Source organism: Micromonospora sp. WMMB235, from assembly GCF_001855515.1.
Classification (GTDB): Bacteria; Actinomycetota; Actinomycetes; order Mycobacteriales; family Micromonosporaceae; genus Micromonospora; species Micromonospora aurantiaca.
The window spans coordinates 898,685-911,199 of the sequence record NZ_MDRX01000001.1; the positions used below are offsets into that span (position 1 = coordinate 898,685).

Annotated in this window: 11 protein-coding genes; 10 read left to right on the forward strand and 1 reads right to left on the reverse strand. The window is 75.0% G+C overall.

The genetic code is table 11. From position 1 onward, the window contains the following. Positions 1 to 29: 29 nt before the first annotated feature. The 9 genes from BFV98_RS03700 (at position 30) to BFV98_RS03740 (ending at position 11,060) form a co-directional block, all read left to right on the forward strand. Complete coding sequence (locus tag BFV98_RS03700; protein ID WP_240638337.1) at positions 30 to 476, forward strand: thioredoxin family protein; 447 nt, start codon at positions 30 to 32, stop codon at positions 474 to 476. A 115-nt stretch (positions 477 to 591) separates the two neighbouring features. Then, positions 592 to 1,032 carry a DUF4395 domain-containing protein gene (locus BFV98_RS03705; protein ID WP_071094924.1) on the forward strand — a complete coding sequence of 147 codons (441 nt, stop codon included), beginning with the start codon at positions 592 to 594 and terminating at the stop codon, positions 1,030 to 1,032. Between the two features lie 41 nt (positions 1,033 to 1,073). Further along, positions 1,074 to 2,861 (forward strand): hypothetical protein, encoded by a 1,788-nt coding sequence (locus BFV98_RS03710; protein ID WP_013286455.1) that lies wholly within the window; start codon positions 1,074 to 1,076, stop codon positions 2,859 to 2,861. 314 nt (positions 2,862 to 3,175) lie between these two features. Next, the gene (locus BFV98_RS03715) at positions 3,176 to 4,810 is read left to right on the forward strand and encodes a serine/threonine-protein kinase (protein ID WP_071094926.1); all 1,635 of its coding nucleotides are present in this window, start codon (positions 3,176 to 3,178) and stop codon (positions 4,808 to 4,810) included. 54 nt (positions 4,811 to 4,864) lie between these two features. Further along, positions 4,865 to 6,139, forward strand: a complete 1,275-nt coding sequence (locus BFV98_RS03720; protein ID WP_071094927.1) for a hypothetical protein — start codon at positions 4,865 to 4,867, stop codon at positions 6,137 to 6,139. Positions 6,140 to 6,212: 73 nt separating this feature from the next. Beyond that, positions 6,213 to 7,238, forward strand: a complete 1,026-nt coding sequence (locus BFV98_RS03725) for a hypothetical protein (RefSeq protein WP_030273185.1) — start codon at positions 6,213 to 6,215, stop codon at positions 7,236 to 7,238. A 205-nt stretch (positions 7,239 to 7,443) separates the two neighbouring features. Further along, positions 7,444 to 8,640, forward strand: a complete 1,197-nt coding sequence (locus BFV98_RS03730; RefSeq protein ID WP_036311294.1) for an MFS transporter — start codon at positions 7,444 to 7,446, stop codon at positions 8,638 to 8,640. Between the two features lie 80 nt (positions 8,641 to 8,720). Then, entirely contained in the window at positions 8,721 to 10,583 is a 1,863-nt protein-coding gene (locus tag BFV98_RS03735) for a transketolase (RefSeq protein WP_013476702.1), read from the forward strand. Between the two features lie 87 nt (positions 10,584 to 10,670). Then, a complete protein-coding gene (locus BFV98_RS03740; protein WP_030273179.1) occupies positions 10,671 to 11,060 on the forward strand; it encodes a DUF2267 domain-containing protein in 390 nt (129 codons plus the stop codon). A 98-nt stretch (positions 11,061 to 11,158) separates the two neighbouring features. Here the strand turns inward: BFV98_RS03740 and BFV98_RS03745 are convergent, their stop codons facing one another. Next, positions 11,159 to 11,575, reverse strand: coding sequence for a YchJ family protein (locus BFV98_RS03745; protein WP_071094929.1), 417 nt, complete (start codon positions 11,573 to 11,575; stop codon positions 11,159 to 11,161). A gap of 175 nt (positions 11,576 to 11,750) precedes the next feature. On the opposite strand from BFV98_RS03745, the gene BFV98_RS03750 reads away from it, so the two are divergent. After that, entirely contained in the window at positions 11,751 to 12,431 is a 681-nt protein-coding gene (locus BFV98_RS03750) for a tyrosine-protein phosphatase (protein WP_071094931.1), read from the forward strand. Positions 12,432 to 12,515 lie beyond the last annotated feature (84 nt).

Below are 12,515 nucleotides of genomic sequence, written 5' to 3' on the forward strand. Positions count from 1 at the left end.
TCCGCGACCCGCCGTGGCAGCCTGGGCCCGTGCAGTCGCCCAGCCCGACCGGGATCGTCGTGCTCGTCGCGGTGCTCGCGGCCGCCACCGCGTTCGGCTGGTGGCGCCGCCGCCACGACGGGCGGCTGCGCGCCGTCCGGAAGCGCCCATCGGCCGCCGACGCGCCGCACCGGGCCACCCTCACTGCCCTCGGGGTACGCCCCGGCGAGGTCACGCTGGTGCAGTTCTCCGCCCCGGTCTGCGCGCCCTGCCGGGCCGCCCGCCGGGTGCTCGCCGACGTCGCCGCCCGCCTCGACGGGATCGCGGTGCTGGAGGTGGGCGTGGACGAACACCTCGACGCGGCCCGGGAACTGGACGTGTGGCGTACCCCGACGGTGCTGGTGGTGGACGCCGCAGGCCGCGTGGTGCGCCGCGCCGCCGGCGTGCCCGACCGCGACGACCTGATCGCCGCGCTCACGGCCGGGGCGGCGCGATGACCGGCGTACGGCTGACCCGCCGCCGGGTGGTGGACCACGGCCGGCTCGCCACGAGCCTCTGTGCGGCGGCGCGTCCCGCCTGACCGACCGCCCCCCGCACGAACGGACCCACCCCATGCTGCTCGATTCCCGGGGACCGCGCTTCGCCGCCGTCCTCACCACAGTCGTCCTCGCGATCGTCCTCGTCACCGGCTCCGGGCTGCTCCTGCTCGCCCAGGCCGTCGTGTTCGCGCTCACCGCCCTGAACCCGCGCGTCGGCCCGTACGGCCTGCTGTTCCGCGCCCTGGTGGCGCCCCGGCTGGACCCGCCGGCGGAGCTGGAGCCGGTCGCGCCGGTGCGCTTCGCCCAGGTCGTCGGCCTGGTCTTCAGCGTCGTCGGCGCGGCCGGCTGGTTCGCCGGGCTGCCCGCGCTCGGCCTGGCCGCCACCGGCGCGGCGCTGGCCGCCGCCTTCCTCAACGCCGCGTTCGGGCTCTGCCTCGGCTGCGAGGCGTACCTGACGATCCGGCGGCTGGCCGGACGCCCGCTCGCCGCCCGGGTGGCGGTGCCCCCGCGCTGAGGTTCCGCCCGTACGCTGGCCCGGGCGGACGGGGGAGTGGCATGGCGGGTCGGGGGCGGCTGGACCGGCGCAGCGTGCTCGTCGCCGCGGGCGGGCTGGCGGTCGCCGGGCTCGGCGTGCCGATCGGGCTGGCCGCCACGAACGACGGGCCGCCGCCCCCGCCGCGCGGCCGGCGGCCGGTCAGCATGGCGATGCACCTGCACGCCTCGTTCAGCGAGGGCGTGGCCAGCTACGCTGCCCACCTCGACCAGGCCCGCCGCAACGGCGTCGACGTGCTGTGGTGGACCGACCACGACTTCCGGGTGGCCGCCCACGACCACCGCCGGGTCGTCCACTTCGACGGCCCGGAGGAACGTGAGGGCGGCCTCGCCTGGACCTGGCAGCCCGCCACCGAGGGACGGCTGACCGCCTCGGCCGCCGACTTCGTGGACGCGCCGGACGCCCCCGACGGCCCGGGCCGCGCGCTGCGCCTCACCGCCGCCGGTTCCGGCACCCTCTGGTACGCGGGCAAGGCGTGGAACTGGACGCACACCGCCAACATCTCCGACACCACACTGCACCTCGACGTACGCCCCGAAGCGGCGGGGCGGGACGCCACGCTCACCGTGGAGCTCGCGCTGTCGCATCACCCGGCCGGACCCGGCCGGCCCGCCGGGCAGCTCGTGCTGCGCTACCGCCTCGGCGGCGTGGACACGGTCCGGCACACGGTGGACGGCCGGCACGGCACCGTCGAGCTGCCCGCCCCGCCCGGCGCCTGGCGGCGGCACACGTTCGATCTGCTCGCCGACGTGCGGCGGCTCTGGCCCGACCTGGTCGCCGGGGACAACTCGCTGCGCGGGCTGCGCCTCGGCGTGACTGCGGCCGGCGGTGGGCGCGGCGCGTACCTGGTGGACCGGCTCGTCTTCGACCGCGCCCGCCGCGCCGGCCAGGCGGGCGAGGAGATGCGCGCCGAGGTGCTGCGCGGCTACGACGGCGCGTACCCCGGCGTCACCCACCACCGGGCGTACGAGGTGTCGATGGTGCGGCACCTCAACTGGTTCGGCGGCGACGGCACACTGCCGCGCTTCCCGTCCCCGCCGTACCGGGACAACGACGTCGACGCCACCGAACGGATGGTGGAGTTCCTGCACGCGCACGGCGGGGTGGTGTGCTGGAACCACCCGCTGGACACCGAACGCCGCGAATCACTGGCCCGCCTGCTGGTCAGCCGCGACGCGCTCGGCGTCGACCTGATCGAGATCGGACGCCGGCCGGTCGAGGACCACCTCTGGGCGTACGACGTGGCGGCCCGCAACGCGATCCCGCTCACCGCCGTCGGGGTCACCGACGACCACGACGGCACCGACTGGCGGGCTGGCCGGGACCGCAACGTCACATCCGTGTGGGCTGCCTCGACCGGCCGGGACGACCTGGTCGCGGCGCTGCGCGCCGGGCAGGCGTGGTTCGCCGACCTGACCGGCTACCGGGGCGCGCTGGACCTGGAACTGGGTGGCCGCAGCGCGATGGGCGCGCTCGCCGTGCTCGCCGAGGACACCGTCACGGTGCGGCTGCGCGCCACCGACCTGCCGGCCGGGGCCACGCTGGAGACGGTCACCGGCGACGTCGACCGGGCCGGTGTCGCGGACCCGACACCGGCGGTCCGGGTCGGGCAGGTCCCGTGGCGGCAGTTGCGGCAGGGCTGGTACGACCTGCCGGTGCGCGTCGGCGCCGGCACGTACGTCCGCACCCAGGTCCGCGACCGCGACGGCGAGATAGTGGGCGCGAGCAACCCCCTCTGGCTGCTCCGCACCCCGCCGCCCGCAGGCATCCCCGCGCCCCGCCGCTTCTGACCCGCGCCCCCTCTCCCGCCCGCTCCCGCCGTGCCCCCTCTCCGTCGATCATGAAGTTGACGGCGGGATCCGTCCTCTTTGTCCCTGTCAACTTCATGATCGACGAGGTGACGGCTGTTGCCGGGGTCTGGTAATCGTGACGGTGTGTCCGATACCGACCACCTGCCGCGCGGCGCAGCGCCGCGCGGGGAACCGGGCGCCGACCGGCGTCCGGAAACAGCCGTTGCGGCGATGGCCGTCGGCTGCGCCACGGTGAGAATGACGAGCGAGGCGGCGTCCGACATCCGCCCGTGGGACGCCGTGGAGTCTGTCGCATGAGCGGCTGGGAACTGTCCGGATACACCCCGGTCCGCCGGCTAGGCGCCGGCGCGTCGGGCAGCGTCGTGCTCGCCACCCACGACGCGACCGGCACCCCCGTCGCGATCAAGTACCTGATCCGCGACCTGGGCGAGGACTCGGCGTTCCGGACCGCGTTCCGCACCGAGGCCCGGCTCCTCGGCGAGATCGACGACCCGCACGTCAGCCGCCTCTACGAGTACGTGGAGAGCCCGCACGGCGCCGCCATCGTGATGGAACTGGTCGACGGCGTCTCACTGCGCCAGATGCTGCGCGAACACGGCCCGACCACACCCGAGGCCGCGCTCTGCGTCCTCAAGGGATCACTCGCCGGCCTGGCCGCCGCACACACCCACGGCGTCGTGCACCGCGACTACAAACCGGAGAACGTGCTGGTCACCGGCACCGGGCTGAGCAAACTCGCCGACTTCGGCATCGCCATGCCGATCGGCCAGGGCTCCGACACCACAGTGTCCGGCACGCCCCGCTACATGGCCCCCGAGCAGTGGACCGGCGCCCCGGCCGGCCCCGCGTGCGACGTCTACGCCGCCACCGCCACGTTCTTCGAGTGCCTCACCGGCCGCCCCCCGTACCAGGGACCGGACCTGCTCTCCCTGCGCGACCAGCACGCCAGCGCGCCGATCCCCGCCGAGGCGGCACCCCCGCCGGTGCACGAACTGCTGCGCCACGGCATGGCCAAACGCCCCGACGAGCGCCCGCCGTCCGCCGAGGCGTTCCTGGAGCTGCTGGAACGGGTCGCCGGCACCGGCTACGGCCCGGAATGGGAGGAACGCGGGCTGCGCGAGCTGGCTCGGCGGGCATTGCTGCTGGCCGCGCTGTGGCCGTTCCCGGACCGGGCCGAGGGCGCCACCGCCGTCGCGCACAACGAACTCGGCACGACCACCACCGGCCGGGGCGGACGGTTCCGTAAGGGCCGCACCCGTACCGTCCTCGCCGCCGGTGCCCTGGCCGCCGCCGTCCTGGCCGGCGGCGCAGGCTACAGCTACGCCGCCCACGACGACACGTCCGCCGCGGGCCCGACCGGCCCGGCGAGCGCCGCGCCCGCCACCACCGGCGCACCCGTACCGGACCCGACCGGCGCCGAGACGCCCAGCCCGTCACCGACACCCGGCCCGTCCACCGTGTCCGCCGCGCCGCCGCCTCCCGCGCCGTCGGCCACCCCCGATCCGACGGGGACGCCGACCCGAACAGGCACACCCACCCCCAGCGCGTCGCGCACCACCAGCCCGCCGCCACCGGACGTGACCGGGCCGGTCGTGGACGGCGTGAGCGCCGACCCGGGCGAGCTGGACCCGAAGGGCTGCCCCTACGGCGCCAAGAGCAGCACCGTCACCGCCACCGTCACCGACGACCGCAGCGGCCCGGCCGCGCTCACAGTCACCTTCGGTTACACCGTCGACGGCGCCACCGGCACGATCCGGATGGCCGCCGCCGGGCGCGGCGTGTTCACCGGCACGCTCGGCCCGCTGTCCACGCCCAAGCGCAGCGCCCGCATCCCCATCCGGGTCACCGCCGCCGACGCCGCCGGCAACACGACCACCTCGACGTCACCTGTGTACGTGACGCTCTACCACGACTGCACCCCCGGCTAGGAGTACGACAGTGCCCGCTGCCCCGCACCGCAGCCCGTCCCGGGGACGGTCGGCGTGACCCGCCCCGACGAGCCCACCGAGGCGCTGCCCACCCGCGCCCTGCCGCTCACCGGCGACGCGGACGCCGCCGAGCCCACCGTCCATCTCACCCGGCCCCGAGCCGACGCCGACCCGACGGTGCCGCTCGCCGTCATGCAGGCGGAGCCGGGTGCCGAGGGTGGGGAGCCGACGACGGCACTGGTCATCGAGAGCGCGGAGCCGACCGTCCGGCTCGCCGTCGACACCCCGCCGGCGACCGGCAGGTCGGAGCCCACCGTCCACCTCCCCGGGGCGGGGGCCGCCCAGCCACCCACCGCCGAACCCACAGTCCACCTGACGGCGATCCCCGGCGGGGACGACCGCACCGCAGACCTCGCCGCCTCGGCCACGGCGACACCGCCCGATGCCGAGCCGACCGTGCACATCCGCCCAGGCCGGGCAGACGACACAGGTGAGGCGACCGTTCACTTCGTGGCGGCTCCGGACAGCAGGGCGGGGGAGCGGACAGTGAGCCTGCGGTCGGCTCCGGTTGATCCGGCGGGCGAGGCGACGGTCCATATGCGCCCAGCACCGGCGGACGCGACTGGACAGGCCACCGTCTACCCGCGTCCGAGCGCGGAACCGCCCCAGCGCCCCGGCGCGGAACCGACCGCATCGTGGCAGCCCACCGCCTCCTGGCAGCCCGCCGGCGTACCGCATCAGGGTCACACCACCGGGACGGCGGTGACCGGCGCCGGGGCGTACCCGGATCGGACCGGCCACGCGCGGGCGGTGAGTGGCGTGCCGGCCCCGGGCGGTGAGCTGCGCTTCGGGCCGGGCGTGCCGGCGACGCCGCCGCCCGCGCCGCCCTGGCCCACCGCGCCGCCGATCCGGCCGCGTCCGGCCTGGCGTCGCGTCGTCTCGGTGCTGTCCACGCTGCTCACCGTGGTGCTGCTGCTGACTGTCGGCCTCTACCTGTGGCAGCGGCTGCGCCCGCTGGAGGTCGAGGGGGTCACCGTCGCGGTGCCCCGGCCGGCCGGTGTCGCCTGCGACGTGACTGTCGACGTGGTGGCCACCGTGCGCACCAACGGGCGCGGCGGAACGATCCGGTACCAGTGGTTCCGCTCCGACGCGCCGCCCGGCGCCGTGCTCACCGAACGGGTCGGCAGCGGGCAGCAGACCGCCGCGCTCACCCTCAAGTGGACGTTCACCGGGGCCGGGACGACCACCGGCATCGCCACCGTCAACATCGTCGAACCGACGACGGCGCAGGCCAGCACCCGCGTCGTCTACCGCTGCCCCGGAGGCTGACCGCGTTTCCGCGCGCGCCCGTCCGGGTAGCCCCACCCGAACAAACCTGGACCACGCACGTGGAGGCCCTTCGATGAGAGACAACTTCGGGGACGCGGTGGGCGACGCGTTCCGTTCGGTGATGCTGTTCCTGCCCAAGGCGGTCGCGTTCGTCGCGATCCTGGTCGTCGGCTGGCTGATCGCCAAGGCCGTGCTGAAGCTCGTGGACAAGGTGCTGGAGCGGGTCCACTTCGACCGGGCCGTCGAGCGCGGCGGGATCAAGACCGCGCTGGCCCGCTCGAAGTACGACGCCAGCGACATCGTCGCGAAGCTGGCCTACTACGGGGTGCTGCTGGTCACGCTCCAGCTCGCGTTCGGCATCTGGGGCCCGAACCCCATCTCCGACCTGATCGCCGGCGTGATCGCCTGGCTGCCCCGGGCGTTCGTCGCCATCGTCATCGTGGTGGTCGCCGCGGCCATCGCCCGCGCGGTGAAGGACATCATCTCCAGCGCGCTCGGTGGCCTCTCGTACGGCCGGGTGCTGGCGAACCTCGCCTCGGTGTTCATCCTGGGCCTCGGCGTCATCGCCGCGCTCAACCAGATCGGCGTCGCCACCACGGTCACCACCCCGGTGCTGATCGCGGTGCTCGCCACCGTGGGCGGCATCCTGGTCGTCGGCGTCGGCGGCGGGCTGGTCCGGCCGATGCAGAGCCGCTGGGAGAACTGGCTGACCCGGGCCGAGGAGGAGTCGCGCACCATCGCCACGCACGCCCGCGCATACCAGGCCGGCCGGCGCGACGTCGAGGCCCGGCTCGCCGCCACCGGCCCGTACGCGGAGTCCGAGCTGACCCAGCCGGTGAGCCGCGACGCCGAGGCGGACCGCACGCAGCCGGTGCCGGCGTACCCGGCCACCCCGTCGACCACGGCCGCCGCAAGTGAGGACCCCACCGAGCCGGTGCCGTCGCAGGCGGGCGCGGAGGCCACGCAGCACATTCCGGCGTACGCGGACTCCGAGCGCACCCAGCCGACCACGCCGCGCCAGCCGACCGCCGAGCAGGCCGCGGACAACGAGGCCACCATGGTCATCCCGCAGGCCGACGTGGAGAAGTTCCGCCGCTGACCCGAACAGCGGAGACGAACCGGGGCGGGACCACACGGTCCCGCCCCGAATTCGTGCCCGCCGGGGGACCACCCGGGCGCCTCGCGGCGGATAGGATCCCGGCATGACCTGGCGATGTTGATGCCTTCCTGAGCGACGAGGCCGCGGGCCGCCGCGGACGCCGTGCATTCCGACCGGTGTCCGTCACGTCCCGTGGGAAGGTTCCATGCTCGTCGCTCCTGCCCGCGTACCAGCGACCCGCCGCTTGGCGGCGACGCTCTACGGGTACGCGTTCCTCACCGACCTCGTCCTGCTCTACCCGCTCTACGTGCTGCTGTTCGCCGACACCGGGTTGTCGGTCGGGCAGATCTCCTCGCTGTTCGTGCTCTGGGCGGCCGCCGGCATCGTGCTGGAGGTGCCCTCCGGCGTGTGGGCCGACGCGGTGTCGCGCCGCCTGCTGCTCTGCCTCGCGCCGCTGCTGGCCGCCGCCGGGTTCGCGCTCTGGGTGCTGCTGCCGTCGTATCCGGCGTTCGCCGTGGGCTTCCTGCTCTGGGGTGCCGGCGGCGCACTGCGCTCCGGCGCGCTGGAGGCGCTCGTCTTCACCGAGTTGGAACGCCTCGGCGCGGCCGACCGGTACGCCCGGCTGATCGGCCGGACCCGCACCGCCGAGGTGCTCGGCGCGGTCGGATCAGGGGTGCTCGCCGGGCCGGTGTTCGCGCTCGGCGGCTACCTCGCTGTCGGCGCGGCGAGCGTGGTCACGTGCCTGCTGGCCGCTGCCGTCGCGGCCCGCTTCCCGGAGCACCGCCAGCCGCCGGCCGCGCCTGTCCCGAGCGCGGGTGACGACGAGCCCGGCTGGCTGGACAGCCTGCGCCTGGGCCTGCGCGAGGTGCGGGCCGACCGCCGCGTCCGCGCCGCCGTGCTGCTGGTCGCGGCGGTCACAGCGATCTGGGGTGGGCTGGACGAGTACACCGGGCTGCTGGCCGCCGACACCGGCATGGCCGAGGTCGGCGTACCGCTGCTGCTCCTGCTGGTGTGGGCCGGGATGACTGTGGGCGGGCTGCTCGCGCCGCTGGGCGAGCGGCTGTCCCACAGCGGGTACGCCGGTCTGCTCGTGTTCGCGGCCGCGGCGACGGCGGCCGGGGCGCTGCTGCGGCACCCGGCGGGGTTCGTGCTGCTGGCTGCGGCGTTCGCCGCGTTCCAGCTGGCCACGGTGCTCGCCGACGTGCGGCTCCAGGCCCGGATCACCGGGTCGGCGCGGGCCACCGTCACCTCGCTCGCCGGAATGGCCACCGACCTGACCATCGTCGCCTTCTACGCCGGGTACGGGCTGCTCGCCGGTGCGATGGGCAACCCGGCTGCCTTCGCGGTCGCGGTGCTGCCGTACCTGCTGGTGGCGCTCTGGCTGCTCACCGGTCGAGCATGAATCGCCAGAAAAGGGACCAATGGTCGCGTTCGCGGCCTAGCGTTGGTCCGGAAATTCGGCGACCCCGGGGGACGATCGCGGTGACGTTGGAAGCAGAGCGCACACTGCGCGACGAGGACCTGACCGGGCTGGCGGACCTGGCCGCCCAGCTGCGGGTGGACGCGATCAGGTGCAGCACGATGGCCGGCTCCGGGCACCCCACGTCCAGCCTCTCCGCCGCCGACCTGCTCGCCGTGCTCGTCGCCCGGCACCTGCGCTACGACTGGTCCTACCCGGGCAACCCCGGCAACGACCACCTGATCTTCTCCAAGGGGCACGCCTCCCCGCTGCTGTACGCGGTGTTCCGGGCCACCGGCGCGATCAGCGAGCAGGAGCTGCTGGAGACGTACCGGCGATCCGGGTCGCGCCTGCAGGGCCACCCCACGCCGGTGCTGCCCTGGGTGGACGTCGCCACCGGCTCGCTCGGGCAGGGCCTGCCGGTCGGCGTCGGGGTGGCGCTCGCCGCCCAGTACCTGGACCGGTCGCCCGCCCACGTCTGGGTGCTCTGCGGCGACAGCGAGACCGCCGAGGGCTCGGTGTGGGAGGCGCTGGACAAGGCCGGCCACTACGGGCTGCGCAACCTCACCACGATCGTGGACGTCAACCGGTTCGGCCAGCGCGGCCCCACCGAACTGGAGTGGGACCTGGACACCTACCGGCGGCGCGTCGAGGCGTTCGGCTGCCGGGCGATCGTGGTCGACGGCCACGACCCGGGCGCGATCGACGAGGCGTACGGGCAGGCACGCGACGCCACCGGGCCGACAGTGGTGCTGGCCCGCACGGTCAAGGGCAAGGGCGTGCCCGAGGTGGAGAACAACCCGTCCTGGCACGGCAAGCCGTTCGACCCGGAGCTGGCCGAGCGCGCCGTGCGGGCGCTCGGCGGCCCCCGGCGCATCCGGGTCGCCGGACCGAAGCCACCGCCCGCGCCCCGGGCCGCCGCGCCGGAGATCCGGCAACCGGAACTGCCGACGTACGAGCGCGGCGCGAAGGTCGCCACCCGGGACGCGTACGGCGACGCGCTGCGCGCCCTCGGCGCGGCCCGGCCCGACGTGGTCGCGCTCGACGGCGAGGTCAGCGACTCCACCCGGGCGGAGCGCTTTGCCACCGCGTACCCGGACCGGTTCTTCCAGATGTTCATCGCCGAGCAGCAGCTCGCCGCCGCGGCGGTGGGCCTGGCGGTGCGCGGCTACCGGCCGTTCGCGGCTACGTTCGCCGCGTTCTGGTCCCGGGCGTACGACTTCATCCGGATGGCGGGCGTCTCCCGGGCCGACATCGCGCTCGTCGGCTCGCACGCCGGGGTGGAGATCGGCCCGGACGGCCCGTCCCAGATGGGGCTGGAGGACATCGCCGCGCTGCGGGCGGTGCCCGGCTCCACGGTGCTGTGCCCGGCCGACGCGGTCTCCTGCGCGGCCCTCGTCGCCCAGATGCCCGACCAGCCGGGCGTCAGCTACCTGCGGACGACGCGCGGCGCGTACCCGGTGCTCTACGACGACGCCGAGCCGTTCCCGATCGGCGGCAGCCGGATGCTGCGCGACGGCGGGGACGTGGCGCTGCTCGGCACCGGCGTCACGGTGCACCTCTGCCTCGCCGCCGCCGACGAACTGACCCGCGAGGGCATCGACGCCCGGGTGATCGACCTGTACTCGATCAAACCGGTGGACCGGCAGCGCCTGGCCGAGACCGTCGTGGAGACCGGCGGACGGCTGGTGGTGGTCGAGGACCACTACCCGGAGGGCGGGCTGGGCTCCGCGGTGCTGGAGGCGCTCGCCGACCTGGGCGAACCGGCCCGGGTCAACCACCTGGCGGTACGCGGGCTGCCCGGCTCCGGCACCCCCGCCCAGCAGCTCGACCGGGCCGGCATCGGCGTCGGCGCGATCGTCTCGGCGGCGCGGGCCCTGGCCTGAGCCGTACCGCCGGGGCCCGCGGCGCGGCGGTGTTTGCCCGGACCGGCGGCGGGTAGCCACGGTGCCGTTGCGACGGGAGGACAGACGATGGCCGAACCGGAGTTCTACGCGCGGGTCTCCGCCCGTGCCGGCGTGCCGGTGGAGACGGCCCGCGCGCTGACCGAGGCGACACTGCGCACGCTCGCCGAACGGATCAGCGGCGGCGAGGCCGACGACCTGTCCGCGCACGTCGCGCACGAGCTGCGTCCGCTGCTGGCACGCGCCCGCGTCGAGGACCCCGAGGTCTTCGGGTACGACGAATTCCTGCGCCGGGTCGCCGAGCGCTCCGGCGCCACACCGTCCGACGCCGAGCGCGGCGCCCGGGCGGTGTTGCAGGCGCTGCACCGGGTGATCGGGCCGGCCCAGTTCAACCGCGCGCTGTCCCAGCTGCCCCGGGAGATCGCCGAGCTGGCCCAGCCCGCCCCACGCCCCGCCTAGGCGAAAGGAAGGGCCCCTTATTAACGCCTCCGGTAGAGGAAGGGCCCCTTGTTAACACCCGCCGCCACGGGCCGCCAGCGTCGGCGCCGGGGGAGGCGTCACTCGGGCAGCGCGTCCAGGTAGACCCAGCGGCCGTCCTCGCGGGCGAAGCGGCTGTGCTCGGCCAGGACGCCCGCCTGCCCGCCCTCGCGGTAGTGCGCCCGGAACCGCACCGTCCCGGCGCTGTCGAACAGGCCGCCCTGACCGGTCTCCACGATCTCCAGCCGGGTCCAGCGGGTGCCCGGGTCCAGCTCCAGCCGCTCGGGGCGGGTGGTGGAGTGCCAGCTGTGCCGCAGGTAGGCCGCGTCGCCGAGCGCGAACGCACTGAACCGGGACCGCATCAGCGCCTCCGCTGTCACCGCCGTCGCCTCGCCCCGGTGCACCGGGGCGCAGCAGTCCGCGTACGGCCGGCCGGTGCCGCACGGGCAGGCCGCCGGACGTTCACCCGCGCCCTCGCGCGCCTTCCGTCTCGCCACCCGGCGATTCTCTCCCACACCACGACCGCCCTCGCCGCCGGTAGGCCGGGGAATCCCGGACGGGACAGGATGAAAGGGCGCACTGTTCGAGGGCGAGGACGGTGGAGAGGGGCAGTCGCCGGGGAGGCGGCTGAGGCCACCAGCGTCGGCTGACCGACCTCGTATAGTCGCCTCCATGATCACTCGTGGGGCCACGGCCGACGCCACCACCGGCGGTTCCGGCGTTCGGAACCTCCGCGACGCAGGCGGCGTCGGGTCGTTGCGCCGTGGGGTCCTGTATCGCTCTGGCGCCCTGCATCTCCTGACGCCCGAGGGTGCCCGGGAGCTGGAGGATCTCGGGCTACGCACGGTCATCGACCTCCGCAGCATCCGAGAGGTGGCCGACCGGCCGGACCGGTGTGCGGGTCTCGGCGTCAAGCACTGCCACTTTCCGGTGTTCACCGAGCAGAGCTGGCCGGACGACCAGGTGGCGCTGTACCCGTACATGGCTGAGCAGGCGGGTCGTGCCACCGTCGCGATCATTCGGCAGCTCATCACCCCTGGTGCACTACCTGCCCTGGTCCACTGCGCCTCCGGCAAGGACCGCACCGGAGTCGTCGTCGCCGTCATCCAGACTCTCCTGAATGCTTCCGATACGGAGGTCACCCAGGACTTCCTGCGCTCGAACGCCGCTCTGGACCTCACCGGATCGCCGGCCGGCGCGGCGATCGGACACGGCACCCGCCCGGTGACCGCAGCGCACCTGCTTCATGCCATGGTGTGGATCCGCAGCCACCACGGCTCGGTCTCCGCCTATCTCCAGGCTGCCGGCGCCACCGAGGTCGAACTGGAGGCCCTGCGGGGGGTGCTTGCCTGACACGGTCGTGCCACCGGCCGGTACCGCACGTCTTCGCAATCGCTGCGCCCACGAGGCAGCCGCAGGCGCTACGCTCCCCGGACC